Below are 23,511 nucleotides of genomic sequence, written 5' to 3'. Positions count from 1 at the left end.
TCTCTTTTTCTCGCTTAGCGGGTGAGTGTCCAGGTTGCGGTAAATAGTTCCCGAACTTCGCAGGTGAGCTCTAACTTATCGCTCACTTCATCCAATAGCCTATCTTCTTCCTCTTCGATAAGCTTTTTCGAGTTATGGTATTCACTCAAAGCATCATCCCGTTTTCGCTCTAGCTTTCTAAGCGTTTTCTTAGCTTCAATTTTTTCTCGGGTAGAGGCAAGTTGTCTTGCCTCTTTTTTCAGTTGCCGGATCTCGTCATCAAGTGACCCAACACTTTCAAACAGGCTATCGCGCTTGTCATTAGCCCATCGTTCCAGCTTTTCTGATTCGCGTTCAAGGTATTCATCTAACTCGTCTTCGGTCTGTGCGCGCTGCTGTTCAAGCTCCTCTTGCTTCCACTGCTCAAAGAGTTGATCTTCTATGCCTCCTTGAAGTGGCGAAGCCTGAGCAGGGATAGAAAGCAGTTGCTCAGCGTTTTTTAGGTCCAATCGTTGCTGCTGATCAGTTACGGCCAACACCATTGTCTTTCTCTGCTCGGTCTTGTTGTTGTTAAATGAGAAAATAACTTCAATAACGCAAAGTTTACCTGATTGACCAATAAGCGCTTGTAAAGCCGAATAATTACCCACCAACTGATCGTAGCTAAAGGTTAAGTGAACAGGTGATAGCTCATGCTCTTTTGCTCTCTGAACTAGCTCCCAAGCCAGATAATGCTCAGTTGCCTGTAGGCGGAAGAACTCCGAATCGTTTTGAGTTGCCAGTGACCAGCTTAAGTCATAGCGCTTACCATCATATACAAAATGATTGGTATTAAAGGTTGCCTGTGGCAGCTCTGCTTTTGCCAAGTCAAGCAAGACCCGTTCGTACTCTTGCAGAAAATCTTCGCTCTCATCACGTCTTGTTTTTAGTGCTGCAACGACATCTCGGTCGAAGTTGTTCAACAATGTATAGCGAGCTTGCTGCTCCCTAAGCTCCAGTTCTTTTTCCATGTCTTGTTGAAGCTGATTGAAGCTTTCCTCAATCTCTTCATCACTTCGACACTTTTGATAGATTTCATAGATACGCTTTTCGATATCGATGTTGTCTTCGATAGCGCCTAGGACTTCATCTGATGCACCAAAAACACCTTCAAATAATTTCAACTTTTCGTTTAGCAGTTGAAAAACACGCTTATCCGCCGGGTTCTTTCGGTTAACAAAGTTAACAACAACCACATCATTTTTCTGACCATATCGATGAACACGTCCGATGCGCTGTTCAACTTTTTGAGGGTTCCAGGGCAGATCATAGTTGATGAGTACAGAACAAAACTGAAGGTTGATACCTTCACCACCGGCTTCGGTTGAGATCAGAATGTCAGCCTGATCACTTTTAAAGTGATCCACTAAAGCAGCTTTCATATCTGCTGCTTTTGAGCCGCTAATTCGAGCTGAACCTTCATGCTGTCTCAACCAATCTTGATATATTTGTTGAGACTTTGCATCACTATTTGATCCATTTAGTAAAACGGTTCTATCCGCATAGCCATTTGCTTCCAGGAGCTGCATGAGATACTGCTGAGTTCGACAAGACTCTGTAAATACAACAGCTTTACGTTGTCCTCCAAGCGATTCCGTCATCGACATCGCTTTCTCAAGAACTATCAGTAGCGCATCACCTTTGGCATTACTTCGAATGTTCTCCGCCATTTGCTGAAACTTGCTAAGTAATTCAATTTCCAGCTCTAGCTTTGTCGGTTCCTTATTGGCAGAGGAGTCCTCTTGCTTACCCAAATCAGCATCCAACCAGTCGTCTGCTTCTTCTAGATCATTTAAAGATTCTTCATCTAGTTGCTGCTTTAACTTAAGTCGTTCAATCATTCCTTTCAATGTGTCAGCAACAGCGAAAGATGAAGAAGCCAAAATTTTTCTTAACCCAATACTAACCAAATGCTTTGCTTGAGCACTGATTGCTATATTTCCAGATGACTGTAGGTAAGCAGATAACTCTTTGTAAAGAACCCACTCTTCATCTGTTGGCGTAAAGTCTTGAGTTAGCGAATAACGATTAGTGAAGTTTATCCCGCCTTCTTGTTGCACCTGTCTTCGCAAAGTTCTATGGCAAAGAGGAGCAATACGTTGCTTCAAATCTTCTAACGTGTTCTTGTTTTTCTGACGATTGACGTAAAGGGACTTAAACGACTTCTCATCTCCAAAATAGTGAGGGTCAATCACCTTACTCAATCCGTAGAGTTCCATGAGATTGTTTTGAAGAGGAGTTGCAGATAGCAGCACCCTGTTATCTGCGTGAGCTGTCGCTTCAACAACAGCTTTAGCTCTTTTAGCTCCGTTTTTCTGATGGATATTACGTAGCTTGTGTGCTTCATCGAATACGACGAGATCCCAATCCACCAGCTTTAGCAGGTCTGTTTGTCGGGCTGCGTAATCATAGGAGCAGATAACAATGTTGTCTTCTTGCTCAAATGGCCTTACGTGGCCTTGTTTCTTGAGTTCAGCAACAATTTTACTGTCCAGAACGACCGAAGGTAACTCAAACTTATCTTGTAATTCTTGGTTCCACTGTTTGCGAAGCGAAGCCGGAACCACTAAGAGAATATGACGCTTACGCTCTGCCCACTTCTGAGCTATCACTAAGCTAGCCTCAATAGTCTTACCCAAACCAACCTCGTCGGCAAGCAGCACTCCTTTAGATAAAGGGGACTGTAGAGCAAAGCATGCTGCATCAACTTGGTGAGGGTTCATATCTACCCTTGCCGAAGCCATTACTCTTGATACTTGATTCTCTACCTTGCCAGCTTGCGTCAACCAATGAGCAAAATATGAACTTTGATGAGGCGTAAACATATTAGTTACCCTCCATGTTGGATGAGCGATTATCCAGCCATAAATCAATAGCTTGCTTACCGAAACGCCATTGTTTTCCTAGTTTCTGACCAGGAATGCGGCCATCTTGCACTAGTTTATAAACCGTTGACTTTGGCAACTTAAGGTACACTGCTAGCTCTTCAAGAGTCATAACTTGATCTGATTGCTCGTTCATAATGGATTTTATTAGTTATTAACAGTATTTGGAGAATTAATATTTTAGACCACTGTGTGGAGAAAGTCTGCATTCACCACTGACTTTCTTAAGGTTTTTTGCAGCTACGCTCCTTGGTGTATAACTGATACGTATCCCACACCCAATTTGTTAATCTTTTTTCAATCTGATATATCTAATCCCAAACTACCTTTTAGCTAAACAGCATTCCATCCACTCTTCAATTTCACTTTCGAGCCAAGCGACAGCCCTATCCCCCAAACTTATTGTTTTCGGAAAGCTTCCTTCATCCATCTTTCTGTAAATCGCCGAGCGGCTCAGGGCCGTCTTTTGCATTACTTCTTTTAGCTTTAGAAATCTCATGGGACGTCCCCCTATGTCTTAGGTCCTCATGGGATGAGCCGCTGGTGTAAAAAAAGAAGGCACTGGCTCTACCGGCCTGAATTCAAAAAATAATCAGGTATATGTCATCAACAGGAATAACCCTATTGATGACTTTTAGGAGCCTGAAAATGAGTCCGAAAACCGATGAATACCAAAAACAGCAGCGCTACCAGGAAAACCAAATCCTGGAGCATGCCGCTGAGATACTGGCAAACCGTTATGTGCGCGGAGATGCCCTGACCAATCCCGATGCCACCAAAGAGTACGTACGCTGTAAGTTAGGCGGATTTGAACGGGAGGTGTTTGCCTTGCTGCTGCTCGATAACCAGAACCGGTTGATTGAGTTCAAAGAGTTGTTTCAAGGCACAGTGGATGCCGCCAGTGTCTACCCTCGTGAAGTGGTGAAAGCCGTTTTAGCGGTTAACGCCGCAGCAGTCATTCTCACTCATAATCACCCATCTGGTGACTCCACACCATCACAGGCCGACAGGCGCATTACAGACAGACTCAAAGACGCCCTTTCGCTGGTGGACGTAAGAGTACTGGATCATATCGTGACAGGTGAAACCTGCACCTCATTTGCAGAGAGGGGCTGGCTATGATTGAACAACACTACGGAGATATTCACCTGGACAGTGCACTGTATACGCAGCTAGAGCGCCTTCTCGCCAGGTATGCCATCACTGATAACGCTGAGCGTATCGTGCTGAACTGCCGCCAGGTGGGTTACTACCGAAGCAGACAAGGGCTACACCCAATCGAGGTTCAGTTTAAACGTGAATCTCCGTTGGATAACTGGACGGTGGTGTTCTTTGCGAGCTTCTCGTATCCCTCTGAAAGCAGCACGGCTGTTGAGCCCGAGCTGTACTTCCATCTCACCAATCGCTGGTGTTATCAGCCTGATACCGGCGCGGCGGATTTGTCCCACCCTGACGTACAAGAACTGCTATCGGTCTGGGTGAAAGCCTTCGCTCGTCACCTGTCTTTAGGTGCATTTGATGATGTGCAACTGTCTATGGTTGGCACATTCAGCTAATCCCTATCTCCCTTTCTTCATACAAACTAAAAGGAGGACGCTCTATGTCCCAGTTAACCTTCTGTACCTCAATGCTGCCGATTGCTGACAAGTTGCATACGCTGCTGTCACACCACTACACCTGTCAGTACCTGACCAATCCGGATTCTGCCACCAGCAGCTACCTGGTATTCAACTTCCGCGATAAGTCCTACAGTGCTCAAGCTGGTGGTTTCCATCCGGTAGAGATAGCCATTTGTCAGTCTGCGGGTGGAGCCTGGACTATCGAATACATCACGGATTTTGCTTACGCTGGAAACGCCTATCCTGAGCTAGAACGCTGTCTGGATTTTGATTTTCGTGTCAGACAATTCTTTACCACTTACCAAGGGTGGCTACCGATGAGCCAGAGTGATGATGCCTGCGCGCTCTATCAACTTTGGGAAAGTAACTTCCTGAGTTATATCGATATGGACGCTTATGATGACGTCTCTGTCACCCCTCAATAGAGCCTGATAATTGCCGTTTCACTCGCTCCTTACAGAGCCACAAACCCTTATGGAATAAGGCCTCAACCATAGGCAAGACGCGAGCAAGCCATTTTTCGTCGCATCGCCCTACTTCCGATTACACACCTTCATAAACAGGCTTTATGCCAAGCAAAGTTTGTATTGCTCACCGCTTCCCTATCCAACCACTGACCTATACATAGTGTTGCTTAAATCACAGATTTCACTGGAGCAAACTGAGCGTGACACCATTTGTCCTGGTCGTTCGTATCCTAACCCCATGAAAAATTTGTCCTATCTAAATTAGTTAAGGAGGTCTTATGAGTCATAAGCTTCATCACCTCGACGATGAGGCCGTCACCGCCCTCATCAAGAAGAAAGATTCGTTCACGCTGACACACGTTGAGAACTTCAGCCAGACAGTCAAACGTGTCGAACGTCTGATAGAAAGCCAGGGACTGTCGTGTCGGATTTATACTGCTGGCCGCTCTACCACAATGGCGGCGGCACTCGCTTCTGGTCCTGCGGTCCTGTTCGGTCTGGGCTCGGCTGCGGCTATTGCAGCCCATAATCTGGCAACCATAAACCCGGACTACGAAATCGCAAAGTACCCGCTCGCTGACAAGCTAGTAGTGAACTACAAGAAGTAACCCTACAGGGCTGTGTGGCCACCAGCCTTCGTCTTTAACGAATAAAGCAACGTACCTACCTCACCACCAGAGCGTGTGGTGAGTGCCTTTGTGTGCGTGCAAAATGGTGATGCCCATGCCCGACCTCAAACGTCAAAACAGGACGAGGATTGAGCACCTTGAACTCGTCTTCGAGGTGTATTCCCTTATCCCAACCACCCAGAAAATTACCGTACAGGCACTGACTGATAAACTCACTGAATCAGGGCTGAATCGTTCAAAACGTACCGTACAGCGCTGCTTGAATATCATCACACACTACTTCGATGTAGAGAAAGATGAACGCAGCATCCCTTACGGTTACAGGCGAAGACAGAGCATACCCTTTGCTTTTAGCCCCAGGGAATCCATGCTACTGGCACTCAGTGTTGCTGGCCTGACAGCTATCCTCCCACCTGAATTTGGAGAAGCGGTAACCAGTACCTTTATGCCGTTTCATCAAAATGGTTCGACATCTTCACCACGTATTGATGTGCGCTATCCGCGCAGTCCTGCCACGCATCACTACGACACCAGCATCTTTGAAAAGCTCAGCCTAGCGATTTACTACCAAAGAGAAATCCACCTCACGCAGACAGATGCGCCTACCACTCAGTACGTTCAGCCACTTGGCATCATCTGGGAATCCGGTGAATTGTATCTCGCCTACCAACATGAATCCGAACGGGAGGTCATTGCGCTAACCGACGTTCAGAGCGTGTACATCACGACCTTTGAATTTACTTATCCACCCGTTTTCTCGCTTGCTGGCCTAGCGATACCGGACAAGCAAACGAGCCCTGGCACATAAACAACGCTTTTAACGTATCGCCTTTGTTAAAGGCACTATCAACATTAAAAATAACAAGGAAAAATAATGAACACTCAATATCTAGCACTAACAACGGTTGCACTCTCTGTCGCTCTGGCTGCCTGTGGGGGCGGCGGTGGTGGAAGCTCATCAACCTCACCGAGTCAACCCTCCACACCAACAGCAAAAGTCTCAGGGCTGGCTATCGATGGTTATGTGGAAGGCGCAACCGCCTTTCTGGATTACAACTTCAATGACCAATGGGATGAAGGCGAGCCGACAGCAAAGACAGACCAGAATGGCCGCTTTGAGTTTACTGATGTACTCGATACCTGCCAAACATTCTCACCTGTCGTGATTGATGTTCCGGTGGGTGCTTACGATTCTGATTATGGCGCAGTGAGTGAAGCCTATCGCCTCACCTTCCCACCGAAGTTCTCCTCGGATAACACCAGTGATGACTTGTGGACCACCACACCATTTACCACGGTCATCTGGAACAGTATCAAACAAGAGCTAGAGCGTGAAGGCATGTCAGACTGTCATGCACTGGCTGAGGACAATGCCTTACAAGCCAGAATCAAACAGCGTGTTGCGCAGCAAGAGTTTCGTCTCGCTGGTCGTTACAACATGACTGTTAAAGACCTGTACGGCGATTTCATTGCTTCTGGTAACGATACGCAGCATAAGCTGGCACAACGCCTAGTAGTCGGTATGGCGAAAGCCTTCCAGGAAACCACGGCGTTTGAGAAAGCCAATCCAGATGCTAACGAAGCGTATGTGGAATACTACCTGGGCAACCCAGAATCTGACTCAAGCGAAGTTGCAACCAAATGGTATCGCCGCGAGTGGATAGGCTCTCCCACCCATAGCATTTCTAAAGTGTTTGAAGTATCCGATGACCTACAAACTATCGGCAAGATGGTGGATTATCTGGAGAACACCAAAACAGTCGCTAACGGCGTTGGTCACTCACGTTACATTGTGATGTCTGCAATGCTGTCTGATAACTACAGCTGTATGGTGCAAGACCGCGCTTCTCAAGATGCAGAGTTCACTACCGTAACTGAAACCATCACCGAGAAAGATGAAGACGGTAACGACGTTGAGAAAGAAGTTACCCGCGTAGTATCTAACGTTATCTACGAGTTCTCTGCTCGCGCTGACAGCACCGTTAACACCGTCGATGAGTGTAAAGCTCTGGATACGCAAGCGAACCTATCTAGCTCTATCGTGACAGCTTATCAGAAGCGCGATATCGGCAGCTTCTTAAAGTATGCACAATTCGATTTCAGCAAAGGGGATAACACTGATGTGGATGACCTGATGAACAGCCTAGTTCAGAACACCATCACGGAACCAGGACGCCTGGACTCTGTTAACTACATGAAACCAGATATCGCAGAGACTGATAGTTACAATGCTGGCACCTGGATTCGTATCAACTACGAATATCCAACAGCTGGTGGCTCTATTGTCACTCAGCATCGTAACACGGGCCTGTGGATTGAACGTACAACTCACGCCAACGGGACGTACAGCATTCAATGTGGTAAGGACAAAGCAAATCTACAATCCGTAGATAGTGAGTCTGTCTGCCTTAACATGTAAGCAGATAAACAAGGAGTGGGCAATCAGTCCACTCCTTCTACTCGCGTAATAAATGAAGTCAGCAATGCAGTCGGTCAAATAACGCCTCCCTTGCAAACTCCTTCTCCCAGGCCAACTGGTCAACACGGGGCTTTCTCCTGGCCTCTGGTGGCTCTTCAGCGAATAACTCACCCCATAATTCACAATCAATGATAGCTGCCTCTTCATCCAGCGTATGGCCGTCAATTACCTCAAGCTCTGCTTCCTGCTCAGTCGTTCTTTGGATACGCCCTGGCGCTACATTCGAATTAGGTTTGTTTTCCATTTTATTGCTCCTCGCTATTGGTGAAGTGGAAGTACTTCTCCTCAACAGATAAGGCAGCAACGTTAAAAATTATTTGGGCCCCGTTTTGTTATCAACCTCCACCGAAAAGGACACACCATGACATTCAATCACTCCATGAAAGAGAAGCTTGCTAAGATAATGCTCCAGGCTGCACTTGCTGGTTATCAGCACCTCAGCGAGCAATATCAACGTACAAAAGCAATCGTAAAAGACGCCAGCGATTACGACCTATTCGATATGGTTAAATTACATCCCACCATACACCTAACTCGCTTGTTAGCAACTATAGAGCTATTACAGCGCGGTTATTTGCTTAGTGAGATACAGGCAGTCTCTAAAGACCCATTATGATGTGAAAAAGCCGGAGAAAGCCTCCGGCATGTTTATCTTCTTGAGCAACCAAAGCTACGTGAGCGGTCTCCATACTCTTTAGTCTCTGCTTTCGCTAGGTAGCTAGCACGCTCAAACAAGTCTGATAGTTGCTCATCAAAATCATCGGAATTGCTGTCAACATAATAAGTTGGGTTTTCAGGGAAGTGGACCAACCTCGCACCTTCATCCATATCCTTATCAACAGCACTGCACCAGGCTCGTTGGATGCGATAAGATAAGTTATCTCTATTCCCGAAACGACCTAAAGTGTTATAGACATCGTTATTGAACAGAAGCACAAGATGATAATGTTGACTGAGTGCGGTATTCCGCTCTTTCACCCATACATAGCGTACATTGCACTGCCTGACACGCTTGTTATTCTTTTTTTTCCTTTTGAGATAAGAGTCTATTTGAGCTTTAAGCGACGCAATGAAGCGCTTCATGACATCTCCACTGACCCCACTACTAAACAAAGGAAGTCGTAAATCAACTCTAACAGCCATCGTTCTGGGGTGGTCAGAAAGAGCATTATCGAAAGTGTCGTAAATCTTATCTAGATAGTTGATAACCATCCCTTCTTTAGCCGGAAGGATAGGTAACCCTCTGTATGTATCTTTCTTGGTTATTGATAGATTTTTGTTTTTACGGTTTCTCATTTTCTATACCTTTAGTTATGTTGGTATAGAAAGGGAGGTTGATGTTAAAAATAATTGATAGGTTATCTATGGTAGTTAGAGGTGGTGTGTGGTGTATTGGATAGGTAATATATTAACCATAACCGACATTCTAAGCTTTAAGCATGGCTTAAAAACAGCCAACGCACCACAAGAAATCACTGACAGACTTCTGAAAAAATTTATCAACCCACAAATTTTTGATCAAACGACAAAACCGACGATTTCTACTACTCTGAAGTTAAAATCAACACGCCATACTCAAGACGCTAAAAAAGATCTAATCGCATAACGGTACTCTATGGTTATTGGCGTTTTTAAATGTGCTAGGTACTCTTCTAACGATAAGTAGCTTTCGATTCTCAAAACCTGTTTCTCCTCATCATCGTCACCTTTGAATATCCTCATTTTCTCCTCAGGCGTTAGCACTGCCATTTCCATATCGTATATTCTATTTTTATCAGCAATACGAATAGAAACATCACAAGAAGATAGCTGAGAAAAATCGGCTTTTAATGTATAAGGAATAAAGTTAGAAAGAATAATACTAACCTCCTTCAGGCCATTATCTATTAAACAATTTTTGGCCATAACCCTCTGAATAGAGATCGCCAAATTCATTGACAATGACAATAGCATTCGACCAATAAAACAACGCACTGGGTTTAACGACTCTTTCACTTTAATAGCCACATCATGTTTTTTTGTTACTTCAGCTTCTTCAGAAACATCAAACTCTCTAGTCAATTCGGCCAAATGCTTATCAGTAAAAACTGAGGAATAGCCGACCATCTCCCTATCAGAAATTTTTTCCCATATATTATTTCGGACTTTTTTAAACTCTTCAGCTTGATCAGGAGAAGATATTATCCGTTTAAGTTCATCCCATTCTTCTTTAAGCACACAGGAAGCCAATTGTTCAATCTTGGTAGTTATCGCTTGGTAAGCATGCTTTTCATTTACAAATGGAGCGTACTCTAACCGTGATAAAGCAAATCCATCTACAACTACTTTTTCTTGAAATGTTGCCACGTCATACAATGCTCTGATGAAGTGAACTATTTTAAAAGGGAAATCAAAATCGAAATCATACCCAAAGCTAAGCCTTCCTTGATACTTATGGCCTGAAAACGGAGGAGGAACATCATATGCAGAGACTCCACGATTTTCGTTGACTACACCACTATCACTATCAATAAATAAGTTTAAGGTGATAAAGTATCTTCTACTAAATTTCCCAAAGTAGATAGATAAAACTCCCCCTTTACCGACCACATCGATAAATGAAATTTTACGTAGTGTATCAATCTGAGATTTCAGCCGACTTTCAGTTATTCCCCCCATAAGCATTCGCATTTTCTGATTTGTAAGGCCATCAACAAAACCAACGCTATTAGAATGCGAGAGAAAAATTGCCATCAAAAGTAAATTTGAGCTTCTAAGCTTAACTTTTTCTGTGTGACTTACTTCAGAGAGGCTTTCTCTGACTTTGGGCGAGAATAGGTACTCAATCTGTTCATCAACACGACTTGACATGGCTGACTGAATTTTCTGCATGTACTCAGAGGTAATACTAAGTACTTTTTTCTTAGTATCCTCTCGTCGCCATACTACTGCTAATCCTTCCCTCTCAAAACAGCTTAGAACCTCTGCCGTTGTCTTCGGAGTAGCACCAAACATCTCTTTCAAGTGATCTATTGAGACATCAATACCTACATCACCCACCACACTAATGCCGTCTTTGTTTTTTTTTGCAGCATCAAAGCAAAGTGCAATCCATAGATACCGGTGTTCTGGTGAAAAACCATCTATCACAGGTGGCAAGTCATAAAATTCACACATCACACTTCACCATATATACCCTATTTTTTTACCTTAACCCTCACACAAACCAAAAGTCAAAACAAGTTTCAAATATTGTTTTAGTTACGATACAAACATGCATATGAATTTTTTTGTGATACTACTCATGAATTGTTACAGAAAAGTTTGAATTGGTGCTTACAACTAGTTCAAAACATTGTTATAAACTAGGTCAATCCAATAGCTTTAATGAGTGATGAAACGAGATGGCTGGAAAATCAATTGTGGAAAAGATGGAATGGTTTAACCCTGAAGATCCTGAAATGGCACGATGGTTGAGGTCCTATGCAAAAAAACAAGACTGGATAATTCAACTCGTAGAAGATCGTCCTATCTACAGCGACACTGATTTTTGCAATGCCTTTTTGTCAGTTTGGCTAAGTAACAATATTTTTGACCATGCAGAGAAACACAGAGCTACCTTAGTAAGGTCGGCATGGAATAGTTACTCAAAAAAATCAAAAAACGTTACACTATCACTATCAACCAATGCCCAAAAAGCACTGAAATTTATATCTGAACGACAAAAAATTTCGAAAACAAAAGTCGTTAATGACTTACTAATAAATTACGTCAATCTAATAAAGAAAAACAGAAGGATGGAATCTAGTTTATTAATACCCGAAATGGATGAAAAAACTCAACAAAACAATGAGATATTTGAAAGCCTTTTATCTATAGAAGAGTTAAAAAAAGAAAATGAAGAGCTAAAAATAAAAATAGAGAAATATGAAGTAATTTCAAGCAACCAATCCACTCAATAAGTAGTCATAACTTCCTGAGAACAATCCGTCAGCTCTAGGTAATCACCAAGTAGCTTTATCTCTCTGACGTACTATAAGGATTTACGTATTTCCTTAACGATAGAAAGAGGCTTCAAGGCACTTACCCCTAACTAGGTGCCCAGTAGAATCAGGAGTAAATGATTCTTTCTCACAATGAAGCTAACTCAAGCCAATTCAAACAAATAGGTACACCACAGGGTACACCACTAAAAGTCAAATCAGTAAATATCATTAATTTACAACAAGTTGAAACACAGGATCAACTTACGCCAGCGCAGTACATCACTGTTCTACATCGGACGGAGATGAGTCTTTGTATCTCACAAAACGAAACGGCGTTTATCAGTATCAACGACGCATTCCAGAAACGTCACAACCATTCTTTAACAAGAAGGTGTTTAAACATTTGCTTGGCACTAAAGATAAACAAGAAGCGATAGTCCTAGCACGTCAACTTGCCACCGAGGACGACATCAGGTTTAAAGAGCACGAAGCTCTAGAAGCGCAAACCAAAGCACTCCAACAACCAGAAAATCACTCATATCAAGTCAATTTAGCCGAGAAACAAACTCAGTTGCTAAAGCTGAAGGAACTTGCCACTTATGGCTCTGAACAATGGATTGCGAATCAAGCATTACAAAGCAATACTTTGGGTGGTATAAGTGCTCGTATAACTGACGCTGATGCAGCAAGGACATTCTTTGAGCCTCACCTTGATTTAAGTGAGCGTATCATAGAGGGGGAGATATCTGATTACGAATTAGCGTTGACTAGAGAATGGAAAGCTCTTTTGTCCTTTTTGGAATAATCAAGAGTTCCAAGTCAAGCCCTTCCAATACTCTTAGTAAGGTTGATAGCTTTACATCACTCCCCTTAAACAACCCAAAAGTTGTACAACACACAATAAACAACATATTAGTGGTATTGGAATGTTCACTGAAAGAGCTAAGTTATTAGGAACTGATTATTTTTGGGTGAAAAAGGATGTAACAGTTACGAATGAAGACAGATAAATAACTCAAGTACTCCACCAAACATGCTCAACTTCAAACAATTGGAAGTTAAATCAAAATCTCATAGCTTATAGCAATAAATTTCATATCAGCACGTTAGTAGCACTTGCCTGACTTCGCAAACGGTTGCCATGCAGTTATGAGCTATTAAATAAATTTAACTGCATGATATTTTTGATAATCACATCGTTTACAAAAAAATCAATAACAATATAATTACGACTCTTTAATAACTGGAGTCTGCTCTCTATGCTTCCTAGCCCTATGTATTATTACGGTATCGTAAGTATCATTGTATGCTTAGTCATTCTTCTTAAATCGGAAGGGAACCGCCGTAAAAGTACCAAGGCTCTGGAAGAGGCAAAAGACCGTCAGAAAACAGTCGAGCGCACACAGTATTACCATTGTGGTAGCAACCTGCCGACAATGGCTCTCCTGACCAAAAAGTTAGCTAAATTAAACTCAGACTCTGCGACTTATCATGTATCTCTTATTAAGTTGGGACGTACAAATCCACTTTTCCGTTCAATAGAAGAGTGTGTTGATCCTATGCAAGATCTGGTTCGCAGAATCAACAAGCGCTTTAACCCTTTTGCTTTAGCCGTTCATGACAATGAGTATTTGATTATGGCTTTTGTAAGCCAGACAGAGATGAACCAAAGTGAAGCTAAAAATTTACAAAAGAAGATTATGGGCAACTTACCCAAAAGCGTCGATTTTTTTGGCACTCCTGTACCTATAGACTACGCTATTTCTTCACTGAGCCTGACAAGTCGTTCATCAATATTTGGAATAGAAAAAGTCGAGAGACGTCTATCGTTCGACATGCAAAAAGCATTATCTCGTGTAGATGGTATCTTTTATCACAACGAAAAACTCTACAAACAAGAGATGTTCAATAAGCACATTGCAAAAGAGATAGAAACAAGTTTGAGCCGCGGAGGAAAAGATTTTTCTGTAGTACTTCAACCTATATACGAAGCCACCAGTACGGATACACCGTACTCATTCGAGTCTCTTATCCGCTGGAAGAACAAGGCTAATGTTGGACCAGGTGTATTTATTCCGGTTATCTCTCAGATCCCCCATCTCCATTACCGAATCACTAAACTGATGATCAGTAGAGTTATCTCCGTATTCCAGAAAATGGAAGAGAGAGGTATAAAACTAGTACCTATCAGCATCAATATATCTTCCGAGGATCTGGCGACAGAAGGGTTTGCAAAAATGGTGGAGGAGCAGTTCAGCTCTCACCGTCAATTTATGCCGTATGTTATTTTTGAAGTAATAGAAACAGAAAAGCTCGCACTTAGCCAAACTGTTAAAGCAAATATGGATGAACTGATTAACGAAGGGATAAGCTTTGCTATTGATGACTTTGGAAGTGGTTATGCTAACTTTGAGCTACTGAAAAACCCGTATATTAAATACCTGAAAATAGACAAGCAGTACGCCAAATCGATACTAGACCAAAAGAGCAACGACAATTTGTTGCTCGACTGTATGATCGATCTATGCCACAAGGTTGGCAGAAAGGTTGTTGTTGAGGGTATAGAGGAATACCAACAGTATAAATATCTACAAGATTACTCCCCTGTATTTTTGCAAGGATACTATTTCTGCGCTCCAGTTAAGCCAATAGAAGCATTGAAGATGTGCTCAAAAACTTGAGCACATCTTATTGATTCAGAAACGAAGGATTAATACCAGAGGAAGTATCTTAATTCCCCATCACAATGCCTTCTCGTCTAGGATCAGCGCCACCAATGAGCTTACCTTCCGAGAAAACAATGCCATGTAGCCCTGAGTTAAGATCTCGGATATTTACCTTAAACCCCATACTCTCTAGCGGCTCTTTGAAACGTTCAGCATCCGTCCCCTCTTCCAGATCATAGGTTCCGAAACGGTTAACTAAATGAGGCATGTTGATCGCATCTTGAATGTCCATCCCCCAATCTAAGTGGGCGATAAGTGTTTGTGCAACATAGCCTATGATACGAGAACCACCCGGTGATCCTACTGCCATATATGGCTTGCCATTCTCCAGCACAATAGTAGGTGTCATGGAAGAGCGAGGACGCTTGCCCGGTTCAACACGGTTTGCGATTGGGTAACCATTTTTGTAAGAAGCGAAAGAAAAGTCTGTTAGCTCGTTATTGAGGATAAAGCCGTTACTCATAACGCGGGAACCAAAGCCATTTTCCACAGTACTTGTCATAGAAATAATGTTTCCTGCTGCATCAGCTATCACAATGTGCGTCGTGCTTGGTAACTCAATAGATTGGTCATCTGCAAGTGCCATTCGCTCTTTCCAAGGTGGATTCCCCGGAGCAACTTCAGTGAGCGCTTTCCCTTCTGAAATCAGCTTGGCTCGGCTCTCCAGATACTCAGCATCGAGCAATCCATCAGGCATAGGTACGAAATCAGAGTCAGCCATGTATCGACCTCGGTCAGCAAATGCCAGCCTAGAGGCATCACCGATGATTTGCCACGCTTTAGGGCTATCTGAGCCCATTGATTTCAAGTCAAAATGACTAACAATACCTAAGATTTGACCAACAGTAAGCGCTCCTGAACTTGGAGGCCCCATACCGCAGACATCATATTGATGATATTTTCCACATGTCGCTTCCCTTTCTTTCACTTTATAGATAGCTAAATCTTCCAGAGCCAAATACCCAGGGTTGTCACTGATACTCGTGACTTTTTTGACAATATCTTTAGCTATCTGTCCTGAATAAAAAGCTTCCTGCCCGCCTTTTGCTAACATATCCAGAGTATTGGCGTAAGCTTTGTTCATTAAGAGGCTACCCTCTTTTAAAGGTTCGCCATCTTTTGTGAAGAAATATGCTCTTGTGTCCGGATAACGACTCAGCCGCTTCTTATCCCTTTCAATAGACGAGGCTAGGCGCTCAGATACAGAAAACCCTCCCTCAGCCAAAACCTTCGCAGGCTGAAGTAGCTCTGACCACTCTTTCTTGCCGTACTTTTCATGCATGGTCGCAATTAACTTCACTGTTCCGGGAGTACCGACAGATCGGCCACCAACCACAGCATCATAGAACTTGAGTGGTTTGCCATTTTCGTCCTGAAACAGTTCTGGCCTCACTGCGAGTGGAGCCGTTTCCCTACCATCAAAAGTGGTAAGCTTCTTGTTTGCAGCATCATAGTAGACTAGGAAAGCACCTCCACCGAGTCCAGAGGACTGAGGCTCTACTAAGCCAAGAACCGTTTGAACCGCAACCAAAGCATCAGCTGCAGTACCACCTTTTTTCAGTACATCATATCCAGCTTGTACTGCGAGTGGGTTCGCTGCAGCAACCATGTACTCATTCGATTCTACGCTCTGTTTACTGGTCACCTTGCTGGTTAGCTCAGGAGCAACACTATCAGCAACATCAGCACCAGTTGATGTCGCATAGACAGAAAACGGAGCCAAAGCCACACTAAACGCGATTAAAGACTTTCTATACATATCTATCCCTATTATTTTTTTATTACCTAACAACCAGTTAAGCAAGTTGTACGCCTATAAACCCGAAACATATACTCCTTCTGTCATTACATAAAAAAACAACATATTGTTTCGAAGTAACAATAATAGTAGCGCATAGATTAGGGATGAGATGCTCCGTGTTAAAAGGCGAGCACCAATCTAGGGCGTTACACCAACCTTTATGACCATTCAAAGCGTGACTCAAATCACCATAATGCCCACAAAAAGTCAAACAATACCAGGAATGACCGATTTTCTACTTTAAAACGGAAAGCGGGCATTAAATCGGTCATTTTCGGGCATTCGCTTCTTGAGTGTGATTGACCTCTTATTTTTTTGGTATTGGGGTCATTATATTTATCCCATCGAAGGAGAGCGGTATGCGAAAAAACCAAATTGTAAATCTGGTCAACGATGTAAAACATATTAGCGTTGATGAGCTGGCACAAACGTTCAATGTCTCTGTGGAAACTATCAGAAGAGATCTACGTCACCTTGACAATAAAGGTAGCCTGATTCGTATCCATGGTGGAGCAATGAGCAAAGAAGCTAGTGATGTTGGCACTTCGTTTACTCAGAGAGCAAAAAGTAATATTGAAGATAAACAATCTTTAGTAGAGATAGCATTAAAAAGTATACAAGAACATACTGTTATTGGCTTGGATGCAAGCTCCTCCAGTTGGTTGCTCGCACAGTCTATGCCAAACATAAAATGTACTGTCGTTACTAATTCTTTGAATATTATTACCGCATTAGAAAACAAGAATAAAATTAATATTGTTAGTATAGGAGGGAATTACTCCAACAAATATAAATCCTTTTATGGAATTATTGCCAGAAATACTATCAATAAAATATCCCTCGATATTAGTTTTATATCATGTGCTGGCATAGATGTGAGAAGTGGAGTCTGGGACTCAAACGAATACAACTATGAAATAAAACAAGCACTGATCGAAGCTTCAGACAAAGTTGCACTCATTGCTGACAAGTCGAAGTTTAATAAACGAAGTTTACTGAAGATCTCCGATATTAATGCATTAGATATATTTATTACTAATGCCCAACCATCGGATGAAGAAAAACAAATATTTAGCAATGCTGGTGTTTGTATAAATAACGAATACTTTCAACCAGAAATATTAACTATATAAAATTCAAATAATATGCCTTAAGGCAAAATAATCCAATAACGTGAAATATATAAGGTTATAAAAGGAAACTATTATGACAGAGACCATTAGTGCCTCAATACCATCGCAAAATAAAACGGAAGTTATCCCAAGATCGATACTCGTTCCATTTATTTTATTAACAACTTGCTTTGCCTTATGGGGCTTAGCAAATAACATGACTGACGTGCTAATTGCACAGTTCAGAAAAGTATTTACCTTAACCGACATGCAATCGGGTCTAGTGCAAACCGCTTTTTATGGTGCTTATTTTGTTCTAGCTCTTCCAGCTGCCCTTTTTATTCAAAGATTTAGCTACAAAGCTGGTGTTCTATTAGGGCTTGGACTATTCGCCACTGGTGCACTTCTTTTTTACCCTGCGGCTCAGGCAATGGCGTACATGCCTTTCCTAATGGCACTTTTTGTACTCGCGGGTGGTTTATCTATTCTGGAGACAAGTGCTAACCCATACATTATTGCGATGGGGCCGGAAGAGACAGCAACCCGACGCTTAAATATCGCACAAGCATTTAACCCTGTAGGTTCTATTACAGGAGTTCTGATCGGTAAATTTTACATTCTTTCACAGTTGAACCCTGCGACAGATGAAGAGCGTGCGCAAATGCCTGTTGAGCAGCTAGCAAGTATTCAGGCTGCTGAACTAGATGCGGTAATGATGCCTTACCTGGGTGTTGCTGCGGTTATTTTTGTTATCTGGTTTGCCATCCTAATGACCAAGATGCCTGTCGCAAAAGATACGTCTGTAGTAAATGGGGTTTCTAGCTCTCTATCTGAGACTTTCGGCCGCTTAATCAAGCGCTCGCATTTTGTAAAAGGTGTATTGGGTCAGTTCTTCTATGTAGGTGCTCAGATTGGTTGCTGGTCATGGACTATCCGTTACGTGATGACAGAAGTTGGCGGGACTGAAGCAGAAGCATCAAGCTTCCTGTTGGCATCCATCGTAACATTCAGCGCATTCCGCTTTATCTGTGTAGGCCTGATGAAATACATCGCTCCTGAACGTCTTCTCGCTATGTTAGCTCTGGTAGCAGCAGTGCTAGTAGGTGTCATCATGTCTGTTGGAGGCGTTACCGGTGCTTACGCTCTAGTTGGTGTTTCAGCGTGTATGTCTTTGATGTTCCCTACAATCTTTGGCCTTTCACTTCGTGACCTTGGTGGTGATTCAAAATTCGGCGGAAGCTGCCTGATTATGGCAATCCTTGGTGGTGCTGTTCTAACAGCTATCATGGGTCAAATCTCTGATGCAGCCGGTATCAAAGCAGCATTCGTTATTCCTCTGGTTGGATTTATCTACCTGATTTACTTCGGTGCAAAAGGTTACCGAGTGACTAAATAATCCACTAATCCAAGTTTCATACAATAAGTATTAAGAGAATAGAACAATGAAAAACCTAATTAAGATTGGTATTCGTCCGACAATTGATGGTCGCCAGATGGGAGTGCGTGAATCCCTGGAAGAGCAAACCATGAATATGGCTAAATCTGCTGCTCAGTTTATCGAAGAGAACCTTCGTCATGCTAGCGGTGAGAAAGTTGAGTGCATCATTGCAGACTCTTGCATTGGCGGTGTTGCAGAAGCATCAGCTTGCGGTGAGAAGTTTAAAAGAGAGAACGTAGGTTTAACTCTAACAGTAACCCCATGCTGGTGTTACGGAACAGAGACCATTGATATGGATCCTCATATGCCAAAAGCAATTTGGGGCTTCAATGGCACAGAACGTCCAGGTGCTGTATACCTTGCTGCAGCGATGGCGGGTCATACGCAGCTAGGACTTCCTGCTTTCTCTATTTACGGTGAAGAAGTTCAGGATGCCGATGACACAAGCATCCCTTCTGATGTACAGGAAAAGATTCTGCGCTTCTGCCGTGCAGGCCTGTCTGTTGCCTCAATGCGTGGTAAGTCTTATCTGTCTATGGGTTCTGTTTCTATGGGTATTGCAGGCTCAGTTGTAAACCCTGAGTTCTTCCAGAAGTATCTGGGCATGCGCAATGAATACGTGGATATGACAGAAATCAAACGCCGTCTGGACCGTGAAGTATATGACAAAGAAGAGTTTGAACTGGCTCTTGGTTGGGTGAAGGAATACTGTCGCGAAGGTAAAGACTACAACGGCACTCCATTCACTGAAGAGCGTAAGGCTGAAGATTGGGCAACCGTAATCAAGATGACGATGATTATGCGCGACCTGATGGAAGGAAACCCTAAGCTTGCAGAGCTTGGCTTTGGTGAAGAATCTATGGGTCACAATGCCATTGTTGGCGGATTCCAGGGTCAGCGTCATTGGACTGATCATCTACCTAACGGTGACTTCAGCGAAGCTATCCTTAACTCTTCGTTTGACTGGAATGGCATCCGTGAACCTTTTGCCATCGCAACAGAAAACGACAGCCTGAACGGCGTTAATATGCTGTTTGGCAAACTTCTGACTGGCGAAGCTCAGGTTTTCTGTGACGTACGAACTTACTGGTCTCAGGATGCAGTTGAGCGTGTAAGTGGCCACCGCCCAGAGTCTGGTTTTATCCATCTGGTCAACTCTGGCTCAGCAGCACTTGATGGCTGCGGTGAAGCAAAAGATGCCAATGGCAAACCGGTGATGAAACCGCACTGGGAAATGAACGAAGAGGACGTGAAAAACTGTCTGAACGCAACAGTATGGCCACCAGCAATTGAAGAGTATTTCCGTGGGGGCGGCTTCTCTTCAAACTTCCTGACAAAAGGGGCGATGCCTTTCACTATGCATCGAATCAACATTGTCGGTGGTCTTGGCCCTGTCCTGCAAATCGCAGAAGGCTACTCTATCGATCTCCCTGAAGAGGTGCACAATACATTGAATGAACGTACTAACCCTACATGGCCTACAACGTGGTTCGTACCACGCCTGACTGGTCAGGGTGCATTCAGAGATGTTTATTCTGTAATGGCTAACTGGGGTGCAAACCACTGTGTTATTTCTCACGGCCACATAGGTGCTGACCTCATCACTCTGGCATCGATGCTGCGTATCCCAGTATCTATGCACAACATTAGTGATGAAAAGGTATTCCGTCCTCATTCATTCTCTGCATTTGGACAGGACGCAGAAGGCCAGGATTACCGTGCCTGCGCTAACTTTGGCCCTCTGTACAAATAATCAGTATGAGGGGCCCGTTAAGCGGGTTCCTCTGTAAGGAATCACTATGTCTAATGTCGTTATTTTAGATTGCGGTGCCACCAACGTCAGAGCTATCGCGGTAAACCATGAAGGTAAGATCGTTGCATCTCATTATATTCGCAACGAAACCGAGCAAACTGGTGAACAACCAGTAAAGCACACCTGGGATTTCGAACAGATTTGGAACAAGCTTGTTGAGTGTAGTCAGGCCATCACAGCTCAAATTGACAGTAGCTCTATCTGTGCAGTTTCAGTGACCACTTTTGGTGTTGACGGTGCTCCTTTTGATGCGGAAGGAAACCAGATATATCCAGTAATCTCATGGAAGTGTTCAAGAACTATTCCAGTCATGGAACAGGTAGAAAATGATTTAGAGCGCTCTGAGTTCTACAAAGAAAATGGTATCGGAGATTACAGCTTTAACACCTTGTATAAGCTTAAATGGTTAAAAGACAACGAGCCAGATGTTTATCAGCGTATGGATAAATTCATCTTTATCTCTTCTATGCTGACCTATCGACTTACAGGTGAGATAAGTACAGACCGAACCATGGCCGGTACCTCTATGCTTACCGACTTGGAATCTGGAGATTGGCATTCGGGTGTGCTCGATTATCTAGGCCTTACTTCCGAGCATTTTCCTGAAACGGTTAATGCAGGTGAAAAGGTTGGCAACCTAAAAGAAGAGATCGCAAAAGAACTTAAGCTTCCTAAAGGTATTCCGGTTATCTCTACAGGTCACGACACCCAGTTTGCTTTATTTGGTTCTGGAGTTGAAGAACGACAGCCGTTTCTAAGCTCTGGTACCTGGGAAATCCTGATGGCACGTTCTGAATGTCCGTCATTAAAGAGTGAATATCTGCAACAGGGGCTGACCACTGAGTTTGACTCAAATAACACATTGTTTAACCCCGCTATTCAATGGCTTTCAAGTGCTGTAATGGAGTGGGTAACGGGCAAGCTATTTAACGACGTTGCCGATAAAAATGATATCTACCGCATCATGATCGAAGAAGGTCAGGCAGTTAAAGTGGGTTGCAATGGCGTCCGATTCTCTCCTGAGTTTTTGACAAATCAGCAAGGCAGTGGAGACGGAGCGATTAGCGGTATCTCGATCAACACAACACGAGGTGAAATCTACCGTGCTGCGCTAGAAAGCCTGGCATTTAAACTGCGAGACAGCCTTGAGACTCTATCAGAGATCGGCGGATTTAAACCTGAGTTTCTGGTTGTTGTTGGTGGAGGATCTAAAAACGATTTGTGGAACCAAATTCGGGCAGATGTTCTCAACATACCACTGAAGATTGTAGAAGAGCCTGAAGCAACCGTAATCGGAGCAGCAATGTACACCTTTTCAGGTGCCAAAGTATACGACTCCGCGAATGACGCTCAGAAGGCAATGAAGCCCTCCTACAGAACGATTTATCCCGGTGAGAATCAATCTCGCTATCAAGCTCTATATCAGGAGATGAAACATGCTTAAAGGAATTCATCCTGCAATCAGCCCTGAGCTGCTAGAAGTGCTCTGTGAAATGGGTCATGGCGACGAAATATTACTGGCAGACGCTCATTTTCCAGCGGGCACATTTGGCAAGAAAGTGATCAGAGCCGACGGAGTTGGTGTCGCTACCCTGCTCAATGGCATCATCCCGCTTTTTGAACTGGATCAGTACTGCGATGAACCGCTCGTTATGATGCAAGCGGTGGAAAATGACACCCTAGATCCGCAGGTCGAAGCAAAGTACCGCTTTGCTATCAACAAAACACTCGCAGAAATCCCAACGATTGCACGAGTAGAAAGATTCGCCTTTTACGAGCGCGTAAAAGATTGCTATGCCGTTGTCCTTACTGGAGAAACAGCGAAATACGGCAACATTATTTTAAAGAAGGGTGTTACACCCATTGAGGAATTGTCATGACACGTAATGAACTATCGCAACAAATTATTGATACTTGTCTGGAAATGACCCGCCTGGGCTTAAATCAGGGCACGGCTGGCAACGTGAGTGTGCGTTTTGATAACGGAATGCTAATTACACCAACAGGGATTCCATACGAAAAATTAACACCAGAGCATATCGTGTATGTATCTGAAAATGGTGATTTTGAAGAAGGAAAACTACCTTCAAGCGAGTGGCTATTCCACCTGACTTGCTACAAAACAAGAGAGGATGTCGATGCTGTTGTTCACAACCATTCGATCAACTGTGCCGCAGTATCGATCCTTAACAAACCAATACCTGCGATCCACTATATGGTTGCGGCATCGGGCGCGACAGAAATACCTTGTGTACCTTACGCTACTTTTGGCAGTGCTAAGCTTGCTGATTATGTAGCCGAAGGCATGACTAAGAGCAAGGCTATTCTTCTTCAGCATCACGGACTTATTGCGGCTGAAAAAGGGCTGGAAAAAGCACTTTGGCTGGCACATGAATGTGAAGTTCTTGCAGAGCTATATTTGAAAACCCTATCAATACAAGCAGAAGTTCCTGTTCTGGATGAATCAGAAATGGATGTCGTTTTGCAAAAATTCCAATCCTACGGTCTTCGCGTAGAAAAATAATTCAGTAAGGCCCGCATCCAGCGGGCCTAATAATT

23 protein-coding genes are annotated in these 23,511 nt (G+C 43.4%); 16 read left to right on the top strand and 7 right to left on the bottom strand.

Features of this window, described 5'->3' with window-relative positions; genetic code table 11:
• Window positions 1-14: 14 nt before the first annotated feature.
• From SNR28_RS12785 to SNR28_RS12775, 3 genes are all read right to left on the bottom strand, one after another.
• Window positions 15-2,843, bottom strand: coding sequence for an SNF2-related protein (locus tag SNR28_RS12785; protein WP_375752888.1), 2,829 nt, complete (start codon window positions 2,841-2,843; stop codon window positions 15-17).
• A 1-nt stretch (window position 2,844) separates the two neighbouring features.
• Complete coding sequence (locus SNR28_RS12780; protein ID WP_375752887.1) at window positions 2,845-3,039, bottom strand: helix-turn-helix domain-containing protein; 195 nt, start codon at window positions 3,037-3,039, stop codon at window positions 2,845-2,847.
• 186 nt (window positions 3,040-3,225) lie between these two features.
• Window positions 3,226-3,402: an AlpA family transcriptional regulator gene (locus SNR28_RS12775; protein ID WP_375752885.1), complete on the bottom strand. Its 177-nt coding sequence runs from the start codon at window positions 3,400-3,402 to the stop codon at window positions 3,226-3,228.
• A 149-nt stretch (window positions 3,403-3,551) separates the two neighbouring features.
• On the opposite strand from SNR28_RS12775, the gene radC reads away from it, so the two are divergent.
• From radC to SNR28_RS12745, 6 genes are all read left to right on the top strand, one after another.
• Window positions 3,552-4,025: a DNA repair protein RadC gene (gene radC, locus SNR28_RS12770; RefSeq protein ID WP_375752884.1), complete on the top strand. Its 474-nt coding sequence runs from the start codon at window positions 3,552-3,554 to the stop codon at window positions 4,023-4,025.
• Window positions 4,022-4,459: a DUF2787 domain-containing protein gene (locus SNR28_RS12765; protein WP_375752882.1), complete on the top strand. Its 438-nt coding sequence runs from the start codon at window positions 4,022-4,024 to the stop codon at window positions 4,457-4,459. Before radC ends, SNR28_RS12765 begins: the two co-directional genes overlap by 4 nt.
• A gap of 44 nt (window positions 4,460-4,503) precedes the next feature.
• The gene (locus tag SNR28_RS12760; RefSeq protein ID WP_375752881.1) at window positions 4,504-4,947 is read left to right on the top strand and encodes a DUF2787 domain-containing protein; all 444 of its coding nucleotides are present in this window, start codon (window positions 4,504-4,506) and stop codon (window positions 4,945-4,947) included.
• Window positions 4,948-5,267: 320 nt separating this feature from the next.
• Window positions 5,268-5,597 (top strand): hypothetical protein, encoded by a 330-nt coding sequence (locus SNR28_RS12755; protein ID WP_375752880.1) that lies wholly within the window; start codon window positions 5,268-5,270, stop codon window positions 5,595-5,597.
• A 175-nt stretch (window positions 5,598-5,772) separates the two neighbouring features.
• On the top strand, window positions 5,773-6,426 hold the full coding sequence (locus SNR28_RS12750) for a helix-turn-helix transcriptional regulator (protein WP_375752879.1): 654 nt from the start codon (window positions 5,773-5,775) through the stop codon (window positions 6,424-6,426).
• 66 nt (window positions 6,427-6,492) lie between these two features.
• Window positions 6,493-8,037, top strand: a complete 1,545-nt coding sequence (locus SNR28_RS12745) for a hypothetical protein (RefSeq protein WP_375752878.1) — start codon at window positions 6,493-6,495, stop codon at window positions 8,035-8,037.
• A gap of 58 nt (window positions 8,038-8,095) precedes the next feature.
• Here the strand turns inward: SNR28_RS12745 and SNR28_RS12740 are convergent, their stop codons facing one another.
• Window positions 8,096-8,341 carry a hypothetical protein gene (locus tag SNR28_RS12740; RefSeq protein ID WP_375752877.1) on the bottom strand — a complete coding sequence of 82 codons (246 nt, stop codon included), beginning with the start codon at window positions 8,339-8,341 and terminating at the stop codon, window positions 8,096-8,098.
• Window positions 8,342-8,458: 117 nt separating this feature from the next.
• Between SNR28_RS12740 and SNR28_RS12735 the strand changes: the two genes are divergently transcribed.
• Entirely contained in the window at window positions 8,459-8,713 is a 255-nt protein-coding gene (locus SNR28_RS12735; protein WP_375752876.1) for a hypothetical protein, read from the top strand.
• Between the two features lie 32 nt (window positions 8,714-8,745).
• Here SNR28_RS12735 and SNR28_RS12730 read toward each other — a convergent pair whose 3' ends face one another.
• Together SNR28_RS12730 and SNR28_RS12725 are read right to left on the bottom strand one after the other, a co-directional pair.
• Entirely contained in the window at window positions 8,746-9,393 is a 648-nt protein-coding gene (locus SNR28_RS12730) for an inovirus Gp2 family protein (protein WP_375752874.1), read from the bottom strand.
• A gap of 279 nt (window positions 9,394-9,672) precedes the next feature.
• Window positions 9,673-11,253: a hypothetical protein gene (locus SNR28_RS12725; protein WP_375752873.1), complete on the bottom strand. Its 1,581-nt coding sequence runs from the start codon at window positions 11,251-11,253 to the stop codon at window positions 9,673-9,675.
• Between the two features lie 227 nt (window positions 11,254-11,480).
• Between SNR28_RS12725 and SNR28_RS12720 the strand changes: the two genes are divergently transcribed.
• From SNR28_RS12720 to SNR28_RS12710, 3 genes are all read left to right on the top strand, one after another.
• Window positions 11,481-12,038 (top strand): hypothetical protein, encoded by a 558-nt coding sequence (locus tag SNR28_RS12720; protein WP_375752872.1) that lies wholly within the window; start codon window positions 11,481-11,483, stop codon window positions 12,036-12,038.
• 334 nt (window positions 12,039-12,372) lie between these two features.
• Window positions 12,373-12,867 (top strand): DUF6538 domain-containing protein, encoded by a 495-nt coding sequence (locus SNR28_RS12715; protein WP_375752871.1) that lies wholly within the window; start codon window positions 12,373-12,375, stop codon window positions 12,865-12,867.
• Window positions 12,868-13,321: 454 nt separating this feature from the next.
• Complete coding sequence (locus SNR28_RS12710; protein ID WP_375752870.1) at window positions 13,322-14,743, top strand: EAL domain-containing protein; 1,422 nt, start codon at window positions 13,322-13,324, stop codon at window positions 14,741-14,743.
• Window positions 14,744-14,792: 49 nt separating this feature from the next.
• Here SNR28_RS12710 and ggt read toward each other — a convergent pair whose 3' ends face one another.
• Window positions 14,793-16,547, bottom strand: coding sequence for a gamma-glutamyltransferase (ggt, locus tag SNR28_RS12705; protein WP_375752868.1), 1,755 nt, complete (start codon window positions 16,545-16,547; stop codon window positions 14,793-14,795).
• Between the two features lie 401 nt (window positions 16,548-16,948).
• On the opposite strand from ggt, the gene SNR28_RS12700 reads away from it, so the two are divergent.
• The 6 genes from SNR28_RS12700 to fucA all read left to right on the top strand — a co-directional run bounded on the left by SNR28_RS12700 (window position 16,949) and on the right by fucA (window position 23,476).
• Window positions 16,949-17,722, top strand: a complete 774-nt coding sequence (locus SNR28_RS12700) for a DeoR/GlpR family DNA-binding transcription regulator (RefSeq protein ID WP_375752867.1) — start codon at window positions 16,949-16,951, stop codon at window positions 17,720-17,722.
• A gap of 73 nt (window positions 17,723-17,795) precedes the next feature.
• The gene (fucP, locus tag SNR28_RS12695) at window positions 17,796-19,097 is read left to right on the top strand and encodes an L-fucose:H+ symporter permease (RefSeq protein WP_375752866.1); all 1,302 of its coding nucleotides are present in this window, start codon (window positions 17,796-17,798) and stop codon (window positions 19,095-19,097) included.
• Between the two features lie 46 nt (window positions 19,098-19,143).
• Window positions 19,144-20,892 (top strand): L-fucose isomerase, encoded by a 1,749-nt coding sequence (gene fucI, locus SNR28_RS12690; RefSeq protein WP_375752865.1) that lies wholly within the window; start codon window positions 19,144-19,146, stop codon window positions 20,890-20,892.
• A gap of 46 nt (window positions 20,893-20,938) precedes the next feature.
• Window positions 20,939-22,396 (top strand): L-fuculokinase, encoded by a 1,458-nt coding sequence (fucK, locus tag SNR28_RS12685; RefSeq protein ID WP_375752864.1) that lies wholly within the window; start codon window positions 20,939-20,941, stop codon window positions 22,394-22,396.
• Window positions 22,389-22,832 (top strand): L-fucose mutarotase, encoded by a 444-nt coding sequence (gene fucU / locus SNR28_RS12680; protein ID WP_375752863.1) that lies wholly within the window; start codon window positions 22,389-22,391, stop codon window positions 22,830-22,832. Before fucK ends, fucU begins: the two co-directional genes overlap by 8 nt.
• On the top strand, window positions 22,829-23,476 hold the full coding sequence (fucA, locus tag SNR28_RS12675; RefSeq protein WP_375752861.1) for an L-fuculose-phosphate aldolase: 648 nt from the start codon (window positions 22,829-22,831) through the stop codon (window positions 23,474-23,476). The genes fucU and fucA overlap by 4 nt, the downstream gene beginning before the upstream one ends.
• The last annotated feature ends 35 nt before the right edge of the window (window positions 23,477-23,511 follow it).

It is taken from the genome of Vibrio iocasae, from assembly GCF_042245395.1.
GTDB classification, from domain to species: domain Bacteria; phylum Pseudomonadota; class Gammaproteobacteria; order Enterobacterales; family Vibrionaceae; genus Vibrio; species Vibrio iocasae.
This window is presented reverse-complemented; position numbering and strand designations above follow the sequence as displayed.